The organism is Chelativorans sp. (genome assembly GCF_031180965.1).
Lineage (GTDB): Bacteria > Pseudomonadota > Alphaproteobacteria > Rhizobiales > Rhizobiaceae > Chelativorans.
On sequence record NZ_JAPSLH010000021.1, the window covers coordinates 51,439 to 75,000 of the forward strand.

Annotated in this window: 23 protein-coding genes; 18 read left to right on the plus strand and 5 right to left on the minus strand. The window is 64.8% G+C overall.

The features are described 5' to 3' along the window. Positions 1 to 22: 22 nt before the first annotated feature. The 5 genes from RIN79_RS15480 to RIN79_RS15500 all read left to right on the plus strand — a co-directional run bounded on the left by RIN79_RS15480 (position 23) and on the right by RIN79_RS15500 (position 3,189). Positions 23 to 301 (plus strand): hypothetical protein, encoded by a 279-nt coding sequence (locus RIN79_RS15480; protein ID WP_309085573.1) that lies wholly within the window; start codon positions 23 to 25, stop codon positions 299 to 301. A gap of 72 nt (positions 302 to 373) precedes the next feature. Next, the gene (gene argJ / locus RIN79_RS15485; protein ID WP_309085574.1) at positions 374 to 1,615 is read left to right on the plus strand and encodes a bifunctional glutamate N-acetyltransferase/amino-acid acetyltransferase ArgJ; all 1,242 of its coding nucleotides are present in this window, start codon (positions 374 to 376) and stop codon (positions 1,613 to 1,615) included. Between the two features lies 1 nt (position 1,616). Beyond that, entirely contained in the window at positions 1,617 to 2,390 is a 774-nt protein-coding gene (locus RIN79_RS15490) for a GNAT family N-acetyltransferase (protein ID WP_309085575.1), read from the plus strand. A 3-nt stretch (positions 2,391 to 2,393) separates the two neighbouring features. Beyond that, positions 2,394 to 2,807 (plus strand): 8-oxo-dGTP diphosphatase MutT, encoded by a 414-nt coding sequence (mutT, locus tag RIN79_RS15495; protein ID WP_309085576.1) that lies wholly within the window; start codon positions 2,394 to 2,396, stop codon positions 2,805 to 2,807. Positions 2,808 to 2,886: 79 nt separating this feature from the next. Then, positions 2,887 to 3,189, plus strand: coding sequence for a hypothetical protein (locus RIN79_RS15500; RefSeq protein WP_309085577.1), 303 nt, complete (start codon positions 2,887 to 2,889; stop codon positions 3,187 to 3,189). 54 nt (positions 3,190 to 3,243) lie between these two features. On the opposite strand, the gene RIN79_RS15505 is transcribed toward RIN79_RS15500, so the two are convergent. Continuing rightward, a complete protein-coding gene (locus tag RIN79_RS15505; RefSeq protein WP_309085578.1) occupies positions 3,244 to 4,122 on the minus strand; it encodes a methyltransferase domain-containing protein in 879 nt (292 codons plus the stop codon). Positions 4,123 to 4,230: 108 nt separating this feature from the next. Between RIN79_RS15505 and RIN79_RS15510 the strand changes: the two genes are divergently transcribed. The 4 genes from RIN79_RS15510 to RIN79_RS15525 are packed head-to-tail and all read left to right on the plus strand — an operon-like array spanning position 4,231 to position 6,555. Then, on the plus strand, positions 4,231 to 4,977 hold the full coding sequence (locus RIN79_RS15510) for a ComF family protein (RefSeq protein ID WP_309085579.1): 747 nt from the start codon (positions 4,231 to 4,233) through the stop codon (positions 4,975 to 4,977). A gap of 26 nt (positions 4,978 to 5,003) precedes the next feature. After that, the gene (gene grxC / locus RIN79_RS15515) at positions 5,004 to 5,285 is read left to right on the plus strand and encodes a glutaredoxin 3 (RefSeq protein ID WP_309085580.1); all 282 of its coding nucleotides are present in this window, start codon (positions 5,004 to 5,006) and stop codon (positions 5,283 to 5,285) included. Continuing rightward, the gene (locus RIN79_RS15520; RefSeq protein WP_309085581.1) at positions 5,282 to 6,133 is read left to right on the plus strand and encodes a carbon-nitrogen hydrolase family protein; all 852 of its coding nucleotides are present in this window, start codon (positions 5,282 to 5,284) and stop codon (positions 6,131 to 6,133) included. Before grxC ends, RIN79_RS15520 begins: the two co-directional genes overlap by 4 nt. Beyond that, positions 6,130 to 6,555, plus strand: coding sequence for a DUF1178 family protein (locus tag RIN79_RS15525; RefSeq protein WP_309085582.1), 426 nt, complete (start codon positions 6,130 to 6,132; stop codon positions 6,553 to 6,555). Before RIN79_RS15520 ends, RIN79_RS15525 begins: the two co-directional genes overlap by 4 nt. Here the strand turns inward: RIN79_RS15525 and RIN79_RS15530 are convergent. Next, on the minus strand, positions 6,552 to 6,890 hold the full coding sequence (locus RIN79_RS15530; RefSeq protein WP_309085583.1) for an MmcQ/YjbR family DNA-binding protein: 339 nt from the start codon (positions 6,888 to 6,890) through the stop codon (positions 6,552 to 6,554). The genes RIN79_RS15525 and RIN79_RS15530 overlap by 4 nt on opposite strands. 137 nt (positions 6,891 to 7,027) lie before the next feature. After that, the gene (ubiG, locus tag RIN79_RS15535; RefSeq protein ID WP_309085584.1) at positions 7,028 to 7,789 is read right to left on the minus strand and encodes a bifunctional 2-polyprenyl-6-hydroxyphenol methylase/3-demethylubiquinol 3-O-methyltransferase UbiG; all 762 of its coding nucleotides are present in this window, start codon (positions 7,787 to 7,789) and stop codon (positions 7,028 to 7,030) included. A 189-nt stretch (positions 7,790 to 7,978) separates the two neighbouring features. Between ubiG and RIN79_RS15540 the strand changes: the two genes are divergently transcribed. From RIN79_RS15540 to RIN79_RS15570, 7 genes are all read left to right on the plus strand, one after another. Continuing rightward, positions 7,979 to 9,253 (plus strand): aspartate kinase, encoded by a 1,275-nt coding sequence (locus RIN79_RS15540; RefSeq protein ID WP_309085585.1) that lies wholly within the window; start codon positions 7,979 to 7,981, stop codon positions 9,251 to 9,253. A 71-nt stretch (positions 9,254 to 9,324) separates the two neighbouring features. After that, entirely contained in the window at positions 9,325 to 11,595 is a 2,271-nt protein-coding gene (ptsP, locus tag RIN79_RS15545) for a phosphoenolpyruvate--protein phosphotransferase (RefSeq protein WP_309085586.1), read from the plus strand. Between the two features lie 13 nt (positions 11,596 to 11,608). Beyond that, positions 11,609 to 12,688 (plus strand): peptide chain release factor 1, encoded by a 1,080-nt coding sequence (gene prfA, locus RIN79_RS15550; RefSeq protein WP_309085587.1) that lies wholly within the window; start codon positions 11,609 to 11,611, stop codon positions 12,686 to 12,688. A gap of 13 nt (positions 12,689 to 12,701) precedes the next feature. Next, a complete protein-coding gene (prmC, locus tag RIN79_RS15555; RefSeq protein WP_309085588.1) occupies positions 12,702 to 13,622 on the plus strand; it encodes a peptide chain release factor N(5)-glutamine methyltransferase in 921 nt (306 codons plus the stop codon). A gap of 296 nt (positions 13,623 to 13,918) precedes the next feature. Further along, a complete protein-coding gene (locus tag RIN79_RS15560) occupies positions 13,919 to 14,653 on the plus strand; it encodes a DUF4167 domain-containing protein (protein ID WP_309085589.1) in 735 nt (244 codons plus the stop codon). A 211-nt stretch (positions 14,654 to 14,864) separates the two neighbouring features. Beyond that, the gene (gene clpB, locus RIN79_RS15565) at positions 14,865 to 17,474 is read left to right on the plus strand and encodes an ATP-dependent chaperone ClpB (protein WP_309085590.1); all 2,610 of its coding nucleotides are present in this window, start codon (positions 14,865 to 14,867) and stop codon (positions 17,472 to 17,474) included. 56 nt (positions 17,475 to 17,530) lie between these two features. Then, entirely contained in the window at positions 17,531 to 17,896 is a 366-nt protein-coding gene (locus RIN79_RS15570; RefSeq protein ID WP_309085591.1) for an MmcQ/YjbR family DNA-binding protein, read from the plus strand. A 24-nt stretch (positions 17,897 to 17,920) separates the two neighbouring features. Here the strand turns inward: RIN79_RS15570 and RIN79_RS15575 are convergent, their stop codons facing one another. Beyond that, positions 17,921 to 18,289, minus strand: a complete 369-nt coding sequence (locus RIN79_RS15575; RefSeq protein WP_309085592.1) for a response regulator — start codon at positions 18,287 to 18,289, stop codon at positions 17,921 to 17,923. A gap of 68 nt (positions 18,290 to 18,357) precedes the next feature. Between RIN79_RS15575 and RIN79_RS15580 the strand changes: the two genes are divergently transcribed. Together RIN79_RS15580 and RIN79_RS15585 are read left to right on the plus strand one after the other, a co-directional pair. Beyond that, on the plus strand, positions 18,358 to 19,635 hold the full coding sequence (locus RIN79_RS15580) for an MEDS domain-containing protein (protein ID WP_309085593.1): 1,278 nt from the start codon (positions 18,358 to 18,360) through the stop codon (positions 19,633 to 19,635). Between the two features lie 230 nt (positions 19,636 to 19,865). Continuing rightward, positions 19,866 to 21,329 carry a L,D-transpeptidase gene (locus tag RIN79_RS15585; protein WP_309085594.1) on the plus strand — a complete coding sequence of 488 codons (1,464 nt, stop codon included), beginning with the start codon at positions 19,866 to 19,868 and terminating at the stop codon, positions 21,327 to 21,329. A 60-nt stretch (positions 21,330 to 21,389) separates the two neighbouring features. Here the strand turns inward: RIN79_RS15585 and RIN79_RS15590 are convergent, their stop codons facing one another. Further along, a complete protein-coding gene (locus RIN79_RS15590) occupies positions 21,390 to 23,327 on the minus strand; it encodes a M23 family metallopeptidase (RefSeq protein ID WP_309085595.1) in 1,938 nt (645 codons plus the stop codon). Between the last annotated feature and the right edge of the window lie 235 nt (positions 23,328 to 23,562).

Consider the following 23,562-nt stretch of genomic DNA (forward strand, 5'->3'; position numbering starts at 1 on the left):
CCGTTTATATGGGAGGCCGAACATGACTTCCACTTCTGATACTTCCCCCACCCGCGCTACGGTCCAGACGCGCTTCTCCCGCCTGCGCTTCGCCTTCATCCTCGTCTTCGGCGTCTACCCGCTCATCACAGGGTTACTCTACGTCGTCTTCCCGCTGACCGACGGATGGGCGCTCTGGCAGCGCACGCTCCTCGTGGTGCCGATCATGGTCGCCTGCATGATCTGGGGCTTGATCCCGGCCGTGCAACGGTTCTTCCGCGGATTCCTGAATCCGCCGGCCACCACGGTGCCCGCCTGCTGAGCGCGTTTCGGCTTGCGTCGCGAAACGGCATAGGGCACAGGGGGCGCATCCGAATCCTTTCCGGAAAAGCCCATGTCCTCTGCCGTCTCGCCGCTCGCGCCGAAACGTTATCCGAAGATGCCCAAAATCGAGGGTGTCCGCATCGCCGCCGCAGAAGCGGGCATAAAATACAGGAATCGCAAGGACCTGATGGTCATGGTGTTCGACGAGGGCACGGAGGCCGCTGGCGTCTTCACCCGCTCCAAATGCCCATCGGCGCCAGTCGAGTTCTGCAGAAAGAACCTGCCGGGCGGCAAGGCCCGAATCCTGGTCGTCAATTCGGGCAATGCCAATGCGTTCACTGGCCGCAGGGGGCGTGAGTCCACCGAAGTGACCGCGAGGGCGGCGGCGAAGGCGGTCGGCGCATCCGAAGGCGAAGTATTCCTCGCCTCCACAGGCGTCATCGGCGAGCCGCTCGATGCCGGGCGCTTCTCCCATCTCCTTGGCGAGCTTGCGAAACGGGCTGAGCCCGGTGCATGGGAGGAGGCCGCCCGCGCCATCATGACGACCGACACGTACCCGAAGCTCGTGACGGCGACGGCCAGGCTGGGCGATGCCGAGGTGGTGATCAACGGCATTGCCAAGGGCGCCGGCATGATCGCGCCTGACATGGCCACGATGCTTTCCTTCGTCGCGACGGATGCGCCTATCGCCGCACCCGTGCTGCAGGAACTCCTGTCGAAGTCCACGGCCAAGAGCTTCAATACGGTGACTGTCGACAGCGATACGTCCACCAGCGACACATTGATGCTGTTTGCCACCGGCAAGGCAGCCGCGCGCGGCGCGCCGCGCATCACCAAGGCGACGGACCCGAGGCTTTCGGGCTTCCGGCGGGCGCTCGGCAAGCTCCTGAAGGCTCTGGCCCTGCAGGTGGTGCGAGACGGCGAGGGCGCGCGCAAGCAGATCGAGATCACCGTGTCAGGCGCGAAATCCGCGCGTTCGGCCAAGCGGATCGCCCTTTCCATCGCCAACTCGCCGCTGGTGAAGACAGCGGTCGCCGGCGAGGACGCCAATTGGGGCCGCGTCGTCATGGCCGTCGGCAAGGCCGGCGAGCCTGCCGAACGGGATCTCCTGTCCATCTGGTTCGGCGATCACCGGGTCGCCCATGAGGGCGAGCGGGATCCGGCCTATTCGGAAGAGCAGGTTTCCGCCTATATGAAGGGCGATGAGATCGAGATATGCGTCGATCTCGGTCTTGGCCGAGGCAAGGCCACGGTGTGGACCTGCGATCTTACCAAGGAGTATGTCGCCATAAACGGCGATTACAGGAGCTGACGTGGGAAGGCGGGCGCTGGAGCAACTGGCGACCATACGCCGCTTCGAGGCGGCAGGTTTCCGTGCCTGGCCGGCCACTTCCGTGCAATATGACGGCACCTGGGCGATGCGGCTTACCGCCAGCCATCCGTCAAAGCGTCTCAACTCCGTCAATCCGCTCGATCCTAGCGACCACCACCGGCTCGACAAGCGTATCGAGCGGGCGGCGCGCCTCTTCGAGGCCTATGGCCGGCCGCTCACCTTCCGCATTTCGCCGCTCGCCGCGCAAGTCATCTCGGCGCATCTGGACGAGCAGGGCTGGGCCACTTTCAGCGCTTCGAAGGTAATGCGGCTGCAGCTGAGCGAGGCCGCTGTCGCAGGCGCCATGCACCAGATTCCCCTCAAGGACCTGAACCAGTTCGTCTCCGCTGCCTTCGAGGTGCATGGCTATGGCGCCGATCTGCGGCCCGGCTTCACGGAAGTGGTAAGCTCGATCAAGGCCGAAGCGGGTTTCTTCGTCCTGAAGCAGGAGGATGTTCCCGTCTCAGTGGCGATTTGCGTGCGCGACGGAACGCTAGCTGGCTTGGCGGAGGTTGCGACCGCAGCAGCCTATCGCGGCAAAGGCTTTGGCCGGCGCCTGCTGCTTTCGGCTCTCAAATGGGCGCATTCCCGGGGAGCGGGCACTGCCTGGCTGCAGGTGGAGGAGGAGAACGAGCCGGCCTTGGCGCTCTACCGCTCGCTCCGCTTCGAGGAAATCTATCGCTATCACTATCGCCGGCCGACCGATATGAGCTGACGGATGGACGCTCCCGCTAAGCCTCTGCTGCTGGTCGCCGCCTGCGCACTGATCGACACGGACGGACGCATCCTGCTCGCGCAGCGGCCGGAAGGGAAGTCCATGGCGGGCCTGTGGGAGTTTCCCGGAGGAAAGGTGGAGCCGGGGGAGACGCCCGAGGAGACGCTCATCCGCGAGCTTCATGAGGAGCTCGGCATCGAGACCAAGGTGGAGTGCCTTGCGCCGCTCACCTTCGCGAGCCACGCCTATGATCGCTTTCACCTGCTGATGCCGCTTTACGTCTGCCGGCGCTTCCAGGGCATGCCGCAATCGCGCGAAGGGCAGGCGCTGAAATGGGTGAGGCCTCAGCGGCTGCGCGACTATCCCATGCCGCCCGCAGACGCTCCGCTCATCCCCTTCCTGATCGACCTCCTCTGAACGCGAGCGTTAAATCTTCGTTTAGCCGAAGCTGATAATTTGCTCCTGCGCCTTTGCTGCCACACCGTTGGAGGTGACGATGAGTATTGAGTTCGGCGGCGGCTTCGACCGCAGGGAAACCATGGCGCGCCTTGGCATGGGCGTCATCAGGGTCACGTTGCTCTTCGGCTCCGCGGCGATCGCGATCGCGCTTATCCTTACGCCACTCCTGGACCGGCGGACGCGCGACGTCGCCGGCTACGGGATCGACCCGCTGACAACCGGATCCGTCCCCCAGTCAACGGGCGGCGGGAACTTCACGGTAAGGCGCAGCGTGCTGCAGCCAAGTCCCGATGCAGTGTGCGTCATACGCGACGACGGAACGATGGTGGGTTCCTGCTGAAGCCCGGCTCTGCCTCAGCAGCATTGCAACGGACAATTCCGTCGCCGGCCGCCCTCAACCCTCTTCGCTTCCCGGCGAGAGCACGGTCTTGAGCGAGACCTGGCCGCTTCCGGGCTTCAGGGGTTTTTGCTGGGATTCGTGTGGCGCCCAGCCGGAGAACCAGACCACGTTGAATGTGGCGCGGACACGTCCGTCGGAATCGGAATACCGTTTCTGGTAGATTTCAGCCGCGCGCAGGAAGAGCCGGCGCGGCGTCGGCCGGCGGCTGCGCTCCAGCAGCGCGTTCGAGGCACCCATCGCGCGCAGGTCGCGCATAAGGTCGAACATCGTGGCGTACCGCACCGTCACCGTCTCCACATCGGCTACCGGCAAGGCAAAGCCCGCCCGCTGCAGCAGGGCCCCGGCGTCGCGCAGATCGGCAAAGGGGCTGACGCGGGGAGTGGCGCCACCGCTCAGCTCCGCCTCCGCCTCGAGCAGGCTCTGCCGCAACTCCTGCAGCGTCCCGGCCCCCATGAGGGCGCCGAGAAAAAGCCCGTCCGGCTTCAGCGCCCGACGGATTTGGACAAGGAGACCGGGCAGGTCGTTCGCCTCTTGCAAAGTGAGGAGCGAAACAGCCAGATCAACGCTCTCGGCACCGAGGGGCACCGTTTCCGGTTCTGCCAGCGCGCCCTCGAAGCCGCCGGAAAGCAGATGCCGGTCGGCTTCGACGCGCAATATGTGATCCGCCTTGCCGCTGTGGGCGATCGCATTGGCGGCATCGCGCGTCACACAGAAAATCGCCGCGGCACGGGGAAAGCGCCGCTCCACCGTCGAGAGCCGCTCGGCCAGATCCTCCGCCACGCGCCGCATCAGGAAGGCCGCGCCTTCGTCACCCGCCTTCAGGGCGCGCAGCTTGCGGCCGAGCGCGAGTCTTACGTCGAAAACAGGTTCCATCCCGGGCTTTCCTCGCGTGTGCGCGATCGCACAAAACTGATATGCTGGCAAAGGTGGGTTGATTTTTCGGGCGGGCAAGAGATGGGGCTTCTCCTGCAGGCGGGGAAAATGGCGCGGGACTGGCCGGTGCGGCTGCTCTTTCCGCCGGTCTGCCTCGGCTGCCGCAACCTCGTCACCGCCCCTGGCACGCTCTGCCCCGAATGCTGGCCGGGACTGCGCTTCCTGGAGCGTCCGTGGTGCCCGGTGATGGGAACGCCGTTCCCGCACGAGATGGGCGAAGGCTTCCTGTCCGGCGAGGCGATCGCCAACCCTCCGCCCTTCGCGCGGGCGCGTTCGGCGGTCGCCTATGGCGGGGTGGCAGGCCGTATGGTGCAGGCGTTGAAATTCTCTGACCGGACGGATCTGGCGCCCTGGATGGCACGCTGGATGCTGCGCGCGGCAAGCGAGCTGATCACCGACGCCGGCGTGGTCGTGCCGGTGCCCTTGCACCGGCGGCGCTTCTTCATGCGTCGGTTCAACCAGGCAGCCGAACTCGCCCGCGCCTTCGCGCGGCTGGCGGGGCTGGACTATCGGCCGGAAGCGCTGGTCCGCCGGAGGGTGACACGCCAGCAGGTGGGCCTTGGCGCACGCGAACGGGAGGAGAATGTGCGCGGCGCCTTTCTCGTGCCGCCGCAGCGAGCACGGCTGATCGAAGGAAAACGCGTCATCCTGGTGGACGACGTGTTCACTACCGGAGCGACCGTCGGCGCAGCTGCGCGGGCCTTGAAACGGGCCGGCGCGCGGGAGGTGGATGTCCTCACCTTTGCTCGCGCGCTCAAGGAGGACTTTCCGTCCGACAGCGCCCTAATTATATAGGCGGCCAAACAATCATGGATGACCTCATGGCAGACGTGACGATCTATACCCGCATGGGCTGCGGCTACTGCCTTGCCGCCAAGCGCCTTCTGGAGCGGAAGGGCATCGAATACACCGAGCATGATGCAAGCTTCTCCCCGGAGCTTCGCCGCGAGATGATCCAGCGCGCCAATGGGCGTTCCACCTTCCCGCAGATCTTCATCGGAAAGGTGCATGTGGGCGGATCCGACGATCTGCATGCGCTGGAGCGCGGAGGCAAGCTCGACGCGCTCCTGAAGGAGCAGGGCGTGGCCGGAGGTATCCGGTGAGCGGCGTGCGCGTCGCCGCGCTGCAGATGCGCTCCGGTACTGATCCTGCCGCCAACCGGGCGGCCTTCGAGGCGCTGGTGCGCGAGGCGGCGGGCAAGGGCGCAAAATATGTGCAGAGCCCGGAGATGACGGGCGTGCTGGTGCGCGGACGCGAGGCGCTCATGGGCCGTATCCGTCCCGAAGGAGAGGATGCGCTGGTCCGGCGCGCATCGGAACTGGCGCGTGAGCTTTCCATCTTCGTCCATCTCGGCTCGACCGCCATCCTGCTGGAGGGCGGGAAGGTGGCCAACCGCTCGTTCCTTTTCGGCCCCGACGGCGCGCGGATCGCCACCTACGACAAGATCCACATGTTCGACGTCGATCTGGACCAGGGCGAGAGCTGGCGCGAATCGGCCACCTACGCGCCGGGTGCACGCACGCTAGTCGCCGCGCTCCCCTTTGCGCGGGTCGGCTTGTCCGTCTGCTACGACCTGCGCTTCCCGCAGCTTTTCCGCGCTCAGGCACTGGCGGGCGCGGAGGTGCTGGCCGTGCCCGCCGCCTTCACGCGGCAAACCGGCGAGGCGCACTGGCATGTGCTGACGCGTGCCCGGGCAATCGAGAACGGCGCTTGGCTGATCGCGGCTGCCCAAGGCGGCAAGCATGAGGACGGGAGGGACACGTTCGGCCATTCCCTGATCGTCGACCCCTGGGGCCGCATCATGGCCGAGGCCGATCATGACGAGCCGGCGGTCGTGCTGGCCGAGATTGATCCTGCAGCATCCGCCGAAGCGCGGCGGAAGATCCCAAACCTGAAAAACGCCCGCGAATTCAGCGTCGAGGAGGCTACCTTCCGGGAGGTCGTGGCATGATACGGTTCGGGCTCCTCTGCGAGAAGGATCACGAATTCGAGGCCTGGTTCCGCAGCGGCGACGACTTCGAAACGCAAAGGACGCGAAAGCTGGTCTCCTGCCCCCATTGCGGTTCTCAGGAGGTGCAGAAGGCTCTGATGGCGCCGGCCGTTTCCACGAGCCGCAAGAAGACCCAGATCGCCCTTGCCATGAGCGAGGAGCAGAAGCGCATGCTGGCCCAGCTGAAGGAGCTGACGGAGAAGATCCGCGAGAGCGCGGACTATGTGGGCGACAAGTTCGCCGAGGAGGCGCGCAAGATTCATTTCGGCGAGGCCGATCCGCGCGGCATCTACGGAGAGGCGACGCCCGAGGAAGTGCGCTCGCTTGCTGAAGAGGGTGTGGACTTCATGCCGCTTCCCGTCTTTCCGGAGGACCGGAACTAGGAGCCTCTGGAGTATTCCTTCTTAAGCGCGGCAGGAGCGGCATTGCGCCAGCCCATCCAAAGGGCGCTTTGAAGCGTTGCCTCGTCGGCAGCCGGAAGGGCGATGCGCGTCCATCCCTTGAGGCCCCACCCGCCTTTGACCGGCGAGAAGACGGCCGGCTCGCTCGTCACGAGCATCTCCTGCTCTTCCGGCGTCAGCTTCACCACCCCTGTGTCGGGCGAAGGAAGCGTCGCGAATACACGGTTGCGCACGCGAAAATCAGCCTTGCCGAAATGCGATTTCTCCTCCGTCTCGGGCAGGCCGAGGGCAAGGCGGCGCAGGTCGTTCCCGTCCATGGTTCTCCTCCAGCGTTCCGCCGGTAGAATAGTCGAAAACGCTGCTCATGGAGAGGCTCAGGGCAGCATCCTCGGAACTGGCCCGAGGATGCGTTCCTGAACTTTGAAATCGCCGACTGTCCGGTCTGCGGCCGCGGTCATATCATGGCGTCGGGCCTGGGCTTTTCCGCGAGCACCATATAGTTGACATCCATGTCGCGGGAGCGATCCCAGCGATCCGTCAGCGGATTGTAGACGACGCCCGTGCGGTCCTTGGTGATGAGCCCGGCATTGACAAGCGCGCGCTCCAACTCTTCCGGCCGCACCAGCTTGCCGTATTGATGCGTGCCGCGCGGCAGCCAGCGAAGCACATATTCGGCGCCGATGATGGCCAGCCCCAGCGCCTTCAGCGTGCGGTTAATCGTGGCCACGAACATGATGCCGCCGGGCTTCAGCATCTCCGCGCATTTTTCGATGAAAAGGCCGACATCGGCCACGTGCTCGACCACCTCCATGTTGAGGATCACGTCGAATTTTTCGCCCTGCTCGGCAAGTGCCTCGGCTGTCTCGGCCCGGTAGTCGATCGTCACGCCCGCCTCGGCGGCGTGCAATTTCGCCACCTCGATATTGGTTGCGGAGGCGTCCGCGCCCACAATATCGGCGCCGAGCCGCGCCATGGGCTCGCAGAGCAGGCCGCCGCCGCAGCCGATGTCGAGGATGCGCAAGCCCTCGAAGGGCTTTGCCGCCCGCGGATCGCGCCCGAACTGGGCCGCGACATGGTCGCGGATATAGGCAAGGCGGACGGGATTGAACTTATGCAGCGGGCGGAATTTCCCGTTCGGGTTCCACCATTCCTGAGCCAGCGCGGAAAAGCGCTCGATCTCGCCGGCGTCGATTGTACTTCGTCGTGCCTCTGGCATGCGATGGTCTCCTCTGGCGAGACAATGAAGTCGGGCGCGAGGCGCCTTCTGTCAAGACTCCGCTCGCTTGCGGAATGCGGCGCCTTTGGATATTGAGACCGCGCCGCTCCGGCGGCGGCGCAGAAATCCGGCACTTCCGGCAGGCTTTGCTGCCTGCCGCCCGCAACCGCAAAGGCCCCCTTCACGACCATGGCGCGCATCGTGATGAAATTCGGCGGAACCTCCGTCGCCGACCTTGCCCGCATCCACAATGTGGCGCGCCATGTGAAACGCGAGGTGGACCTGGGCCATCAGGTGGCCGTCGTGGTCTCGGCCATGGCCGGCAAGACGAACGAGCTCGTCGGCTGGGTGCAGGGGATGCCGAAGGCCTGCGGGGCCAATTCGCCCTTCTACGACGCGCGCGAATATGATGCCATCGTCGCCTCCGGCGAGCAGGTGACGAGCGGGCTGCTCGCCATCGCGCTGCAGTCGATCGGCATCGACGCGCGCTCCTGGCAGGGCTGGCAAATCCCTATCCGCACCGACAACGCCCATGGCGCGGCGCGCATCCTCGACATCGACGGCAGCGAGATCGTCAGGCGCATGCAGCGCGGGCAGGTTGCGGTGGTGGCCGGGTTCCAGGGCCTGGCGCCCGACAACCGTATCGCCACGCTCGGCCGCGGGGGGTCGGATACCAGCGCCGTCGCCCTGGCGGCTGCGCTGAAGGCCGACCGCTGCGACATCTATACGGATGTGGACGGCGTCTATACGACCGATCCGCGCATCGAGCCCAAGGCGCGCCGGCTGGCCAAAATTTCCTTTGAAGAAATGCTGGAAATGGCTTCGCTCGGCGCCAAGGTGCTGCAGGTGCGCTCGGTAGAGCTTGCCATGGTGCACAAGGTCAGAACCTTCGTAAGATCGTCATTCGAGGATCCCGATGCGCCGGGCATGGGCGATTTCGACAATCCGCCCGGCACGCTCATTTGCGACGAGGAAGAGATCGTGGAACAGCAAGTCGTCACCGGCATCGCCTATGCCAAGGATGAGGCGCAGATCTCGCTGCGCCGGGTGGCCGACAGGCCGGGCGTCTCCGCCGGCATTTTCGGGCCGCTCGCCGAGGCCAACATCAATGTCGACATGATCGTGCAGAACATCTCGGAGGACGGCTCGAAGACCGATATCACCTTCACCGTGCCGACCGGCGACGTGGATAAGGCGGTGACCGTACTCGAAAGGGTGCGGGAGACGGTCGGCTTCGACGTCATCCAGTCCGAGGCCGGGCTGGTGAAGGTTTCGGTGATCGGCATCGGGATGCGCAGCCATGCGGGCGTGGCGGCGACCGCCTTCAGGGCGCTGGCCGACAAAGGCATCAATATCCGCGCGATCACCACATCGGAGATCAAAATTTCCATTTTGATCGACGGTCCCTATGCGGAACTGGCCGTGCGGACTTTGCATTCCGTCTACGGTCTCGATAAGCATTAGGACGATTGTCTTTAACCATGCTTCGGGCGCTGCCGCACCGGCAGTGCCCACGAGGCTTTGGAGAAGGTCCGATGCGAGACACGGCAGCAGGCCCGCGCGTATTGCTGAAGCGTCTCCGCGAGATCATGGCGGAGGCCGCGGAGCCGCAGGAGCGGCTCGACCGCATCGTGCGCGAAATCGCCCAGAACATGGTGGCCGAGGTCTGCTCGCTCTACGTCCTGCGTGCCGATTCCGTGCTCGAACTCTACGCCACCGTCGGCCTCAACCCGACCGCCGTGCACCTGGCGCAGTTGCGCCTCGGCCAGGGCCTGGTCGGAACGATCGCGGCAAGCGCCAGGCCGCTCAACCTGTCCGACGCGCAGAAACATCCGGCCTTCGCCTATCTGCCGGAGACCGGCGAGGAGATTTATCACTCCTTCCTCGGCGTCCCCGTGCTGAGGGCAGGGCGCACGCTCGGCGTGCTCGTCGTCCAGAACCGCACCATGCGCCACTACCGCGAGGACGAGGTGGAGGCGCTGGAGACGGTAGCCATGGTCGTGGCCGAGATGATCGCGACCGGCGATCTGGCGCGGCTCACCAGGCCCGGCATCGAGCTCGATCTGAGGCGCTCCGTCAGCTTCAAGGGCCTGCCCTTCAACGAGGGGGTGGGGCTCGGGCATGTAGTCCTGCACGAGCCGCGCGTCGTCGTGACCAACCTGCTCAACGACGACAGCGAGCGCGAGATGGAGCGGCTGCACGAGGCTGTGAGCTCGCTGCGCCTTTCCATCGACGACATGCTCTCGCGGCGTGACGTGGCCTTTGAAGGCGAGCATCGCGCCGTGCTCGAGGCCTACCGGATGTTCGCCAATGACCGGGGCTGGGTGCGGCGGCTCGAGGAGGCGGTGCGAAACGGCCTCACGGCGGAGGCGGCGGTCGAGAAGGTGCAGAGCGATATGCGCGCGCGCATGATGCACATGACCGACCCCTATCTGCGCGAGCGCATGAGCGATTTCGACGATCTCGCCAATCGCCTTCTGCGCCAGCTTATGGGCCGTGGGCCGGACGCGCTCGCCGAAATCGTGCCGAAGGACGCCATTCTCGTAGCCCGTTCCATGGGAGCGGCCGAACTGCTCGACTATCCGCGCGAGCGGCTGCGGGGGCTGGTTCTGGAGGACGGCGCACCCACCAGCCACATCGTCATTGTCGCGCGCGCCATCGGGCTTCCCACTGTCGGCCAGGTGAAGGGCGCCGTCGCGATGTCGGAGAACGGCGATGCCATCATCGTCGATGGTGAGGACGGCCAGGTGCATCTGCGCCCGCAGGTCGATATCGAGACTGCCTATGCGGAAAAGGTTCGCTTTCGGGCGAGGCGGCAGCAGCTTTATCGTGAATTGCGCGATGAGCCCTCGGTGACCAAGGACGGGGTGCCGATCCAGTTGCTGATGAATGCCGGTCTGGCGGTGGACCTGCCGCAGCTTTCGCAATCAGGCGCAGAGGGGATCGGCCTCTTCCGCACCGAACTGCAATTCATGGTGGTCTCGACCTTTCCGCGCGTCGAGGCGCAGGAACGGCTCTACCGCGAAGTGCTGGACGCGGCGGACGGCAAACCCGTCACCTTCCGCACCATCGACATCGGCGGCGATAAGGTGCTGCCCTATTTCAAGGGTACGCAACAGGAGGAGAATCCGGCACTCGGCTGGCGCGCGATAAGGCTGACGCTCGACCGGCCGGGGCTTTTGCGCACGCAGGTCCGCGCGCTGCTGAAGGCCGCCGGCGGGCGCGAGCTGAAGCTGATGCTGCCCATGGTCACCGAAATAGAAGAGATCCGCCAAGCGCGGGCCATCATCGACCGCGAGGTGCGCCACCTCTCGCGCTTTGCCTATCTCCTGCCGACGAGCCTGAAGCTTGGCGCCATGATCGAGGTGCCGGCACTGCTCTGGCAGCTGGAAGAACTCATGAAGGCGGTGGACTTCGTCTCCGTCGGCTCCAACGATCTGTTCCAGTTCGTCACGGCGACGGATCGGGGCAACACCCTTATCGCGGACCGCTTCGACCCGCTGAGCGTGCCCTTCCTGCGGGTGCTGAGGCAGATCGCGCAGGCAGGGCAGGCAGCGCATACGCCGGTGACGCTATGCGGGGAGCTCGCCGGACGGCCGGTCTCGGCCATGGCCCTGCTCGGCATCGGCTACCGGTCCATCTCCATGACGCCGGCCTCCATCGGCCCGGTGAAGGCGATGCTGCGCGAGCTGCCGTTGCAGAAGCTTTCCGAACGGCTTGAAGCGGCTCTTGCCAATCACAACGGCAGGACCGATATCCGCGCCGAGCTGAAGCAGTTTGCCGGCGAACACGACATTCCCCTCTAAGCCAAGGCGACCGATGGCCGAGCTGCCGCGCGAACGGATGGACCAGGTTTTGAAGCGTTTCGAGCTGATCGAGACGCAAATGGCGGCCGGACCTTCGCCCGACGCCTATGTAAAGCTCGCCTCGGAATATGCGGAGCTGCAGGAGGTGGCTGGCAATATCCGCGCGCTCCGCAAGGCCGAGGGCGAACTTCAGGACCTCGATGCCATGCTCGCCGACCGGAACATCGACCGCGAGATGCGCGAACTGGCCGAGGCCGACCGCGAGGAGGTGGAGAGCCGGATCAAGGATCTGCAGCAAAGATTGCGCCTGCTGCTGCTGCCGAAGGACGAGGCGGACGAGAAGAACGCAATCCTCGAAATCCGCGCCGGCACGGGCGGCGATGAAGCGGCCCTTTTTGCCGGCGATCTTTTCCGCATGTATGAACGCTACGCCAATGCCCGCGGCTGGAAGGTGGAAGTGGTCTCGGCCAGCGAAGGCGAGGCGGGCGGCTACAAGGAAATCATCGCCTCCGTCTCCGGGCGAGGGGTTTTCTCCCGGCTGAAATTCGAGTCCGGCGTGCATCGCGTGCAGCGCGTGCCCGCCACCGAAGCGCAGGGCCGCATCCACACGTCGGCGGCTACCGTTGCGGTGCTGCCGGAGGCGGAGGAGATCGACGTGGATATCCGCGCTGAGGATATCCGCATCGACACGATGCGGGCCTCCGGCGCGGGCGGCCAGCATGTCAACACCACCGATTCGGCCGTGCGCATAACGCATCTGCCGACCGGCATCATGGTGGTTTCGGCGGAAAAGTCGCAGCATCAGAACCGTGCGCGTGCCATGCAGATCCTGCGCGCCCGCCTGTTCGACATGGAACGCTCGCGCGCTGCCGAGGAGCGCTCCGAAGCGCGGCGGCTGCAGGTGGGAACTGGGGACCGCTCAGAGCGCATCCGCACCTACAATTTCCCGCAAGGACGCGTGACCGACCACCGGATCAACCTCACCCTCTACAAGCTCGATCGGGTGATGGAGGGCGAGCTTGACGAGGTGATCGATGCCTTGATCGCCGATCACCAGTCGAGGCTGCTCGCGGCCGAGGGCGCGGAGGGGTGAGTCAGCGGTGGCGATGAAGCGTTCCGCCCGGCCGCAAGGACCTGAAGCGGATGTCCAGCGAGCGCCGCCCAGCACCCTCGGCGCTGTGCTCGCTGATGCGAGGCGGCGCCTCGTAGAAGCAAACATCGACGACCCCGCTCTGGAAGCGCGCCTCATGGTCGAGCATTTCACCAATAGTACGCGCGCCGATGCCATCGCGGCGCCGGAGCGGCCGGTGGACAAGGCCGCCGCGGAACAGGTCGCGTCTGCGGTAGGGCGGCGGATCGCGGGCGAGCCTGTCCACCGCATCCTCGGCTATCGCGAGTTCTACGGGCTGAAGCTTCTGCTTTCGCCAGAGACCCTCGACCCCCGGCCGGATACGGAGACCCTAGTGGATCTCGTGCTTCCGGAGGCGCGGCGAGTGGCCGAAGCCAATGGGCGATGCCGAATCCTTGATCTCGGCACGGGAACCGGCGCCATAGCGCTGGCCATATTGAACGCGGTGCCGGAAGCCGAGGCGGTGGGCACGGATATTTCGGAGGGAGCCCTTGAAACCGCCCGAGGCAATGCCGACATCAACCAGATAGGATCGCGGTTTGCCGCATTGCGCTCGGACTGGCTAACAGACGTAAGAGGTCGGTTCGACCTGATCGTCTCCAATCCGCCCTACATCAGGACAGCCGAACTGGAGACGCTGCCGCGCGAGGTGCGCGAGCATGATCCGCTCGCCGCGCTCGATGGTGGCCCGGACGGGCTTCTGCCCTACCGGATGATCGCCGCCGGCGCACCGGGTCACCTGACAAGGGGCGGACTGGTCGCGGTGGAAACAGGCTACGACCAGAAGACAGCCGTCATGGAGCTTTTTACCGCAGAAGGCTACGCGCTTTTGAAGAGCGCGCGCGACCTGGGTGGCCGTGATCGGGCGATGATCTTCGCCCCTGCACGCAGAGGATGAAGGCGCTGAAAAAACGCTTGGCAAGACGGTTGAATGCCGTTAGGTTCCGCCTGCCGGATGAGGCGAAGCAAGTAGCCGTTTTCGATTCGGTTCCCGCAGACAGACTGCTCAGAAGCGTTTTGACGCATTTGCTTCGTGCGGGGATCATTCGGCAAGGGGATATGAAATCGACAGGATGACATGCGGCCGTCTTCAAAGACGCAGCGGACGCCAGGGAATAGTCCGAGGGGCGACGTCTCCGCTCATTTCTTCAATCAACATGCAAGATCGATAGTCATCTCGAAAAAGAGAATGGAATGAGGCCACAACAGCAGAACAGGCGTATGCGCGGTCGCGGTAACAACAACAACAATAACAATAACAACCGCAAGGGTCCCAACCCGCTGACCCGCAGCTACGAAAGCAACGGCCCGGACGTGAAGATCCGCGGCACCGCGCAGCAGATCGCCGAGAAATACACGACCCTGGCGCGCGACGCCCAGAGCTCCGGCGACCGGGTAATGGCGGAAAACTACCTGCAGCACGCGGAACACTACAACCGGCTGATCGCGGCCGCCCAGGCGCAGATGCAGCCGCAGCAGCAGCAACAGAACACACGCGACTTCCGCGACGAATCCGAAGAGGATGGCGAAGAGCGGGATGAGCAGGATGCTTTTTTTCCCGGCCATCCGCGCCCCGCGGTCAATGACGGTTCGGGCCCGCAGCCCGTGATCGACGGACTGCCGGCCGAAGTCGCTCTCAAGGATCGCGAGGTGAACGGCGCCGGCCGGCCGAATGGCCGCGGCCATGGCGGAAACGGCGCGCACCGGCCGGTGAACGGGCAGCCGGACGGTCAGGCGGAGAGGTTGGAACAGGCTGTTGCTCCCGCCGCTGTGGAGGCCGCCGCGGTCGCGACGGAGACTCCACAGAAGGAGGCCGGCGAGACGCCCGGGGCGAAGCCCGCCCGGCGCACACGCCGCCCGCGCGCCAAAAAGGCCGATGATGCGCAGGACGAGGCTGCCTCCCCCGAAGACGTCGTCGCACAAGGCTGAAGATCGGCACCAGCGTAAGCTTTTGAAGCGGCGGGCTTATGCCCGCCGTTTTGCATTTTGCCCCGATCTTGTGCCCCCGCCGGAAAGCCACCATATCTCGGTCGGTTGGACCTGCCGTAGGCCGGCTTTGAAGATCAGGCCGGTTGGGGGTCCGTCACATTAGCCTTCCGATGCCGCAAAGCGGGTCGGCATGGAGATGGAGACGCGAGACATGAACATCGAAAAATACTCAGAGCGAGTGCGCGGCTTTATACAGTCCGCCCAGACGCTCGCACTTTCCAGAAATCATCAGCAGTTCACGCCCGAGCACATCCTGAAGGTGCTGGTCGACGACGAGGAAGGCCTTGCCGCCTCGCTGATCGAGCGCGCGGGCGGGAGCGTGCGCGACGTGAAGCTCGGTGTCGACGCGGCGCTCGAGGCGATGCCGCGCGTCGAGGGCGGCAACGGCCAGCTCTATATGGCCCAGCCTTTGGCGAAGGTGTTTTCCACTGCCGAAGACATTGCGAAAAAGGCCGGCGATAGTTTTGTGACCGTCGAACGGTTGCTGACTGCCCTGGCCGTCGAGAAGTCGGCCAAGACCGCGCAGATCCTCGCCAAGGCCGGCGTGACGCCGACCGCGCTCAATCAGGTCATCAACGACGTTCGCAAGGGCCGCACCGCCGATTCGGCGAGTGCCGAGCAGGGTTATGACGCGCTGAAGAAATATGCGCGCGACCTGACGGCAGAGGCGCGCGCGGGCAAGCTTGATCCCGTCATCGGCCGCGACGAAGAGATCCGCCGCACGATCCAGGTGCTCTCGCGCCGCACGAAGAACAATCCCGTGCTGATCGGCGAGCCCGGCGTCGGCAAGACTGCAATCGTGGAGGGCCTGGCGCTCAGGATCGCCAATGGCGACGTGCCTGAATCGCTCAAGGACAAGCAGCTGATGGCGCTCGATATGGGCGCGCTGATCGCCGGCGCGAAATATCGTGGCGAGTTCGAGGAACGGCTAAAGGCCGTGCTCTCGGAGATTGAAGCCGCGGCGGGCGGGGTCATCCTGTTCATCGACGAGATGCACACGCTGGTGGGCGCGGGCAAAGCCGACGGCGCGATGGATGCCTCCAATCTCCTGAAACCCGCGCTCGCGCGCGGCGAACTCCACTGCGTGGGCGCAACGACCCTCGATGAATACCGCAAGCATGTGGAGAAGGACGCTGCGCTCGCCCGCCGCTTCCAGCCTGTTTACGTCAGCGAGCCCACGGTGGAGGATACCATCTCCATCCTGCGCGGGCTCAAGGAGAAGTACGAGCAGCACCACAAGGTGCGCGTCTCCGACTCCGCGCTGGTGGCCGCCGCCAATCTTTCCAACCGCTACATTACTGACCGCTTCCTACCCGACAAGGCCATCGACCTCGTCGACGAGGCGGCCTCGCGGCTCCGCATGCAAGTCGATTCCAAACCCGAGGAACTGGACGAGCTCGACCGGCGCATCATGCAGCTCAAGATCGAGCGCGAGGCGCTGCGCGTGGAGAAGGACGAAGCTTCGAAGGACCGGCTGGAGAAGCTGGAAAGGGAGCTTGCCGGCATCGAGGAGGAATCCACCCGCCTGACCAACGCCTGGAAGGCGGAAAAGGACAAGCTCGGCCTTGCCGCCGACCTGAAGCGCCAGCTCGACGAGGCGCGCAACGAGCTTGCGATCGCCCAGCGCAAGGGCGAGTGGCAGCGCGCGGGCGAGCTTGCCTATGGCGTCATCCCTGAGCTCGAGAAGAAGCTACAGGAGGCGGAGACCACCACGGACGGGACGCGCAGCATGGTGGAGGAGACCGTCACCCCGGACCATGTGGCGCATATCGTCTCGCGCTGGACCGGCATCCCGGTCGAGAAGATGCTGCAGGGCGAGCGCGAAAAGCTCCTGCGCATGGAAGACGAGCTTTCCAAGCGCGTCGTCGGCCAGGGTGAGGCGGTGCAGGCTGTTTCGAAGGCCGTGCGGCGCGCCCGCGCCGGGCTGCAGGATCCGAACCGGCCGATCGGCTCCTTCATGTTCCTCGGCCCCACCGGCGTCGGCAAGACGGAGCTTACCAAGGCGCTGGCCAGCTTCCTGTTCGACGACGAGCAGGCGATGGTGCGCATCGACATGTCCGAGTTCATGGAGAAGCACTCCGTTGCCCGGTTGATCGGCGCGCCTCCCGGCTATGTCGGCTATGAGGAAGGCGGCGTGCTGACGGAGGCCATCCGCCGCAGGCCCTATCAGGTGATCCTGTTCGACGAGGTCGAGAAGGCGCATCCAGACGTTTTCAACGTGTTGCTCCAGGTGCTCGACGACGGGCGTCTTACCGATGGTCAGGGCCGCACGGTCGATTTCCGCAACACGCTCATCATCATGACGTCGAATCTCGGCGCGGAGTATCTCGTCAGCCTCGCCGAGGGCGAGGACGTGGACAAGGTGCGCAGCGAGGTGATGGCCGTCGTGCAAGCCTCGTTCCGTCCGGAGTTCTTGAACCGGGTGGACGAGATCATCCTGTTCCACCGGCTGCGCCGGCAGGATATGGGCGACATCGTCCGCATCCAGCTCAAGCGGATCGAGCGGCTGCTCGAAGACCGCAAGATCACCCTTGACCTCGACCAGGAGGCGGTCGACTGGCTGGCCAACAAAGGCTACGATCCCGCCTATGGCGCGCGGCCGCTGAAGCGGGTGATGCAGAAGGAGCTGCAGGATCCGCTTGCCGAGAAGATCCTGATGGGCGAGATCTTCGACGGCTCGAGCGTCAAGGTGACGGCGGGCTCGGACCGGCTGATCTTCCGCCCGCGCAGGAGCGCCGGAGATACGGCAGAGGCGGCATAGGACCAGGGGCGTGCGGCGTCTCCTGCGCCGCCCGCCTTCTTTCGTCGGGGAGCGGAATGCGGCTTGAAGAATACAATGCCTTCTGCGCCTCCCTGCCTCACACAGCCCATGTGGTCCAGTGGGGCGGCGCCCATGTCTGGAAGGTGGGCGGCAAGGTTTTCGCCATAGGAGGGCAGGGCGAGGGCGGCGATCTCTTCGTCACCTTCAAATGCTCGGACATCGCCTACGACATCCTGAAGGAACAGCCGGGCCTCAGACCTGCTCCCTACCTCGCCTCCCGCGGCATGAAATGGATCCAGCGGCAAACGCACGAGTCGATGGACGACGCTGCGCTCAAGGAATACCTGGCGCAGAGCCACCGGCTCGTTGCCGACGGACTGCCGAAGAAACTCCGCACCGAGCTTGGTTTGACACAAGCTTAGCCGGCTTGCGCGGGCGATATCCGTTTAAGAAGTGGCATCCTGCCTGATGGCTGCCAGCAGATCGGCCTCATCGTAGGGCTTGCGAATATAGGCCCGGTGCCTGACGGATTTCGCGCGTTCGACCGTGGCCGGGTCCGATTGCGCAGTGAGGAAGACGATCGAAATCCCGTGCTCTTCATGCAAGGTCCGCGCCAGCTCTATTCCGTCCTCACCCCGACGGAGCTGGATGTCGACCAGGGCCACGTCCGGACGGCGCCGGGTGACGAGACTCATGGCCTCGGCGCCGTCCAGAGCCCAGCCGACAATCTCGAAACCATGATCTTCGAGGAAGAGTTCGAGGCCTGCCGCCACCAAGGCCTCGTCTTCAACGATGAGAACTTTCTCCGGCAGCACGATTTGTTCCCCCATCATCGAGAAACTCGTATATGCTGGCCCCTTCACGAGGCAAAGCGGCAAACATCATGGCGACCGGCGAAGCAGTGACAGGAATCGCAGCGGTAGGTTCGGTGCCATGGGGCGCCCATTTCTGCCAGCTCTATGATACTCCGAATGACATGGCCGACGTCCTTGTTCCGTATTTCAGGGCGGGACTGGAGAATAACGAGCTTTGTCACTGGGTGACGTCGGACCAGTTCGGCCCCGAAGACGCCAAGTCGGCGCTCCGGGCGGTTTACCCCGACCTGGAAAAGGCATTGGCCTCGGGTCAGATCACCATCATGGATCGGCGCGATTGGTATCAGCGCGGCGGCAGGTTCAAGGCGGAAGAGGTGGTCGGCGGCTGGCTCGCCCATGAAGAAGAGGCGCGGTCCGCCGGCTATTCCGGGTACCGGCTTACCGGCGACACGCTGTGGCTGGAGCAGCATCAGTGGCAGGAGTTCAACGAGTACGAGAAGCTCGTCTCGGAGGCGTTCGGCACCCGCAGGATCATCGCGCTCTGCACTTACTGCATGGCCCGGTGCGGCGCCTCCGAGGTGCTGGACATCGTCAATGTGCACTCCTTCGCGGTGGCTCGCAGGCGCGGTGAGTGGCAGGTCATCGAAAGCCCGGCGACCAAGATCGCGAAGGCGGAATTGGCAGAGCTCAACGCCACGCTTTCCCGAAAAGTGGAAATGGCCACGTCCGAACTGCGCGGGCTGGTGTCCCACAAGGACGCTTTGCTGCGGGAGGTCCACCACCGGGTCAAAAACAATCTGCAAATCGTGGCACACCTGCTTTCCATGCGGTCCCGCGATGCCTCGGAGGAGGCCCGCCGCGCCCTCGCGGAGACAGTGCACCGGGTGCACGCCATCAGTGCCGTGCACGAGGCGCTCTATGAAAATACAGAGGCGGCCGGCGTGCCGCTGCTCGACCGGCTCCAAGTCATCAGCAGGCGCATGGTGGAATCCTATGAGGCGCAGGACAGGGTCTCCGTCGCGGTTTCGGGCGACGAACTCCATCTGCCTCTCAGCACCAGCATACCGGCGGCATTGATCGCCACCGAACTGATCTCAAACGCATTGAAGCACGCCTTTCCGGAAGGGCGCAGCGGCCGGGTCGATATCGCTGTGTCGACGCTCTCTGACGCCACCTTCCAACTCGAGGTCAGCGATGACGGTATCGGCTGGAAGACAGGGGAGAGCCGCCGCGCCTCGGGCCTCACGATTGCCAGGGCGTTGGTCAAGCAGATCGACGGCAGGCTTGATATCGAAGCGAGAGACTCCGGCGGCACGCGGGGTATCCTTACCGCGCCCGTCCAATAAGCGGAACCGCTCAGGGCGCGTGCCGAAGGTATCGGGGTGCCCCTGCCGTGGGGCCGCCGGTCTTACATATGGCTTTTACAGGCAGCCGGCCTGACTGAATCTGTACGTCCCGGGCCCGACTATTATCGCTTTGTTAGCCATTTTCATGCCGGGTTCATCTTTTAGGCGGCAGGATGCGAGTGGCTCGAATCATGCGCTGCAACTTTCGCTGGTTCAGCGGGGAGAATGACTTGAAATACCCTGTGGCATTTCTTTCCGGTCTTTTGGCGGCTCCGTCCCTTGGCGCCGCGCCCTTGTCCGCCACGGACGAGCGCCTTCCGGCGCAGGTCACCGCCGGCGTGCAATTGGCACAGGCATACGAATTCGACGTCTATATCGACCAATATGGGCGCGAGATCATCGTCGATCCCCGCACGGGGCAGGTGGTCGAGATCCGCGCGCCGCTGGCCAGCCCCCCGCCGCCGATCGTCGACCCCAGACGCGATCCTCTGGCCGAGTATGATTTTAGCGATCCGAGGGATGTCGAGCGCTTCCACCGCGATCGCGAGGCCGCGATCGCACGCAGCTGGGAGGGTGGGCCAGACTACCGCCAGCCGCCCGCTCCTCCCATTGAGGAATACCCCTTCGAAGATCGCGGCTACCGCGAATTGCCTCCGGGCGAGCCGGACTACGGCTCATCGCGGGATGACAGCAGCATCAGCCGGGCACCGCTCCCGCCGCCCTCCGACAGCGGGGACGAGTTCGCTTCCGTGCCGCAGCCCGATCCCGGATCCACTTCCGGGGTGCCGGATGCCGGGGCGCGGCAGACGCTTCCCGAGGTGCCGGACATCAATGTTCCAGGTTCGCGGCGCGCCAGCGAAGAGGTTGCTGCCTATCAGGTGCTGCTCGACCGCGCGGGCGCCTCGCCAGGCGTGATCGACGGGCACACGGGTGACAATGTCAACAAGGCCATCGACGCCTATTACGAGATAACCGGACAGCGCCTGAAGACCTACGACAAGGAATGGATGCAGGCGGAGCTGGAGCGGACGGGCGGGCCGGCCTTCATCGAGTATACGATCACCGCGGAGGACGCCGCCGGCCCCTATGTCGCGTCGGTGCCGGAGGATTACGGAGAGAAGGCAAAACTCGAGCGGCTGAGCTTCACGCGGGTCACCGAGATGCTCGCCGAGCGTTTTCACATGGATGAGAAGTTCCTCATCGACCTCAATCCGGGGGTGAATTTCGATCGCCCCGGCACCATCATCAAGGTGGCAAATCCAGGGACGCCTGCCACTACCCAGGTCGCCCGGATCGTGGCGGACAAGGCCCGCAAGCAGGTGCGCGCCTATGATGCGAGCGGAAAGCTGGTCGGCGCCTATCCGGCCACGATTGGCTCCACCGACACGCCATCCCCCAGCGGCACGCATCAGGTGGAGCGCGTCGCCTTCAATCCAAACTACACCTATAATCCGAAGAAGAACTTCAAGCAGGGCAACAACGACAAGATCCTTACCATTCCGCCTGGGCCGAATGGCCCGGTGGGCACGATATGGATCGCGCTGTCGAAGCCGACCTACGGGATCCACGGAACGCCGGAACCTTCCAAGATCGGCAAGACGAACTCACACGGGTGCATCCGCCTGACCAATTGGGATGCGGAGGAACTGGCCAAGCGGGTGAAGCCGGGCGTGACCGTGGAGTTCATCGACTAGCTCGGCAGACGCGGCCATATGCGTCCCGTGCCCGCCGCGCGGGACGCTCTTTCCAGGCACTCAGCCCGAAATGCGCGCCATGGGAACGGGGTTGGTGAAGCCCTCGCGCAGGAGCTCGTCGATCCGCTCGCGCTCGCGCATGAACGCCTGGAGCGTCTCGTCCTCGAGCACCCGGCTGTCGGGCAGGCGCACGCGCATCGGATCGACCTTGCGGTCGTTGACTATCAACTCGTAATGCAGATGGTTGCCCGTGGCGGTGCCTGTCGCGCCGACATAGCCGATCACCTGCCCCTGGCGCACCTTGGCGCCCGGAACGATGCCCTTGGCTATAGCGCTCTGGTGGCTATAGGAGGTCTCGTATCCGTTGGCATGGCGGACAATCGTCTGCCGGCCATAGCCCGCCGCCCAGCCGGACTTCACGACGACACCGTCGCCTGAAGCGATGATGGCAGTGCCGCGCGGCGCAGCCCAGTCCACGCCCGTATGCAGGCGCGAATAGCCGAGGATCGGATGCCGGCGCATGCCGAAGCCCGAGGTAAAGCGGCCGTTGGGAACGGGATTGCGCAGCAGGAAGGGACGCGCGCTACGCCCCTCGCCGTCAAAATAGTCCACTGTGCCGTCCGGAAGCTGAAACCGGTAATATGTACGCTGCCGATCGCCGAAGCTCGCGGATACATAGAGGATCTCTGAATTTTCCGACGCGCTGCCGTCTTCCTTCGGCTGGGAGAAGAACACTTCGAGCCTGTCGGAAGGGGAGAGGCGCGACTGGAAATCCACATCGGCGGCAAGGAGGCGGATGAGCCGCTGCGTCATCGCCGGCGTGAGGCCGTAGGAGTAGGCCGCCCTATATATGCCGTCATAGACCTGGGGCAGATCCGTCCGGACGGGCTGTTGGCGCGGCTCAGTGTCGAGCGCTGCCATGAGCTCCGGGCCATGTTCCGGCTCCACATTGCGCGGTACGTATTCGCCTCTGTCGTTCACGGCCACGGTGACGATGTGCTGCTTCCCGTTGTAGACGCTGGCGCGCACGATGCGGCTCGTCTCGCCTTGCGCCTCTATGCCCATGCACAGAACGATCCCGGCGCGAAGGGCACTGGCGTTGAGGAGCCGGCCGATCTCCTGCGCCATGCGCGTTGCGTCTTCCCCGTCATAGCCGGCGAGGCGGAATGCCTCGAGAATGCTTTGGTCTTGCGTGAAGACAATCACATCCTCGGCAAAGCCGATCGAGGGGCCATCGGGTGTGCTGCGCTGAGCCACCGAGAAATTCTCCTCGATGACGCGCGCGCTGAAAGTGTCCAGCGCCTGGGTGGCCAGCGTATCGCCGAAGCGCTGGGGATCTATGTAGTGGAGCGCGGCGACCTGCACATCGCCGTCAGTCAGGATGAGACCGGTCTCCCGCACCACCTTCTCGACCTCGTTCTCGGAGAGGTCGCTCCTCTCGTCGAACGCAGCCGCCTGCACCGGGAAAGGCAGCGTGCGTAGTCGGACCTCGCTGTCCACCTTGGCCCCATAGATCAGGCCCATGCTGGCCGTCGCCGCCGCGCCGTCCTCGGCGAAGACAGCAAGCGGGTCGAAGGGAGGATAGTCGAAGTGGGCGCTATGGCCGGCAGCAAGTTCCATCCGCACATGGACGAAGGGCAGGGTGCGGACGAGTTCGCGGTCTCCTTCCTTGACGATAGTGGAGACCTCCATGCGCCGCCGGTCGTCGCGACGCGCAAGCAGCCGTGCCGGAAGAAGGCGGGCCCCTTTGGTGGCTTCGGGTCCTTCGGACGGATTGGACGTGAGAAGGCTTTCGGGCGGGGTGGCGAGCTGTTCGCGGCCGTCAAGCGCAGCGGAAAGGGCAACGCCCATCAAGACGGTCGAGGTGAGGCCGGTGAGGACGGTGCCGGCGAGCCAGCGAGCCGAGATCTGGCGGCGGTCCGGAGGTCCGCTGCGGCCGCCCGCGATCAGCGGCGGCTCATCACCGAGGGGAGATCTCGTTAAAGCCTCGTCTCCCAACTCGTTCCGCTCCCTTTCGGCTGCCGGGCGCCTCCCGGGTGGGAAGTGATGCCCGTCCTGTTCTTTTAAGTCAATGCACGGGCAGGCGCCTCCCTCGCCAGGGCGAATGCAGGAAAAAGCATCCTGCCTGCGGGCCCTCTGGAATCGCGCGCACGCGTACCTATATGAGACCTGCGGTAGGAACTGAATTGGGCCTGAATGTGGCTCCGGCATGTCCTTCCCCGGTCGTAAATCC

Bases quoted from the DNA above. Each gene is read 5' to 3' on its own strand.
- RIN79_RS15480 (WP_309085573.1), top strand. From the start codon at position 23: ATGACTTCCACTTCTGATACTTCCCCCACCCGCGCTACGGTCCAGACG.
- argJ (WP_309085574.1), top strand. From the start codon at position 374: ATGTCCTCTGCCGTCTCGCCGCTCGCGCCGAAACGTTATCCGAAGATG.
- mutT (WP_309085576.1), top strand. From the start codon at position 2,394: ATGGACGCTCCCGCTAAGCCTCTGCTGCTGGTCGCCGCCTGCGCACTG.
- RIN79_RS15500 (WP_309085577.1), top strand. From the start codon at position 2,887: ATGAGTATTGAGTTCGGCGGCGGCTTCGACCGCAGGGAAACCATGGCG.
- RIN79_RS15505 (WP_309085578.1), bottom strand. From the start codon at position 4,122: ATGGAACCTGTTTTCGACGTAAGACTCGCGCTCGGCCGCAAGCTGCGC.
- RIN79_RS15510 (WP_309085579.1), top strand. From the start codon at position 4,231: ATGGCGCGGGACTGGCCGGTGCGGCTGCTCTTTCCGCCGGTCTGCCTC.
- grxC (WP_309085580.1), top strand. From the start codon at position 5,004: ATGGCAGACGTGACGATCTATACCCGCATGGGCTGCGGCTACTGCCTT.
- RIN79_RS15525 (WP_309085582.1), top strand. From the start codon at position 6,130: ATGATACGGTTCGGGCTCCTCTGCGAGAAGGATCACGAATTCGAGGCC.
- RIN79_RS15530 (WP_309085583.1), bottom strand. From the start codon at position 6,890: ATGGACGGGAACGACCTGCGCCGCCTTGCCCTCGGCCTGCCCGAGACG.
- ubiG (WP_309085584.1), bottom strand. From the start codon at position 7,789: ATGCCAGAGGCACGACGAAGTACAATCGACGCCGGCGAGATCGAGCGC.
- RIN79_RS15540 (WP_309085585.1), top strand. From the start codon at position 7,979: ATGGCGCGCATCGTGATGAAATTCGGCGGAACCTCCGTCGCCGACCTT.
- ptsP (WP_309085586.1), top strand. From the start codon at position 9,325: ATGCGAGACACGGCAGCAGGCCCGCGCGTATTGCTGAAGCGTCTCCGC.
- prfA (WP_309085587.1), top strand. From the start codon at position 11,609: ATGGCCGAGCTGCCGCGCGAACGGATGGACCAGGTTTTGAAGCGTTTC.
- prmC (WP_309085588.1), top strand. From the start codon at position 12,702: ATGAAGCGTTCCGCCCGGCCGCAAGGACCTGAAGCGGATGTCCAGCGA.
- RIN79_RS15560 (WP_309085589.1), top strand. From the start codon at position 13,919: ATGAGGCCACAACAGCAGAACAGGCGTATGCGCGGTCGCGGTAACAAC.
- clpB (WP_309085590.1), top strand. From the start codon at position 14,865: ATGAACATCGAAAAATACTCAGAGCGAGTGCGCGGCTTTATACAGTCC.
- RIN79_RS15570 (WP_309085591.1), top strand. From the start codon at position 17,531: ATGCGGCTTGAAGAATACAATGCCTTCTGCGCCTCCCTGCCTCACACA.
- RIN79_RS15580 (WP_309085593.1), top strand. From the start codon at position 18,358: ATGGCGACCGGCGAAGCAGTGACAGGAATCGCAGCGGTAGGTTCGGTG.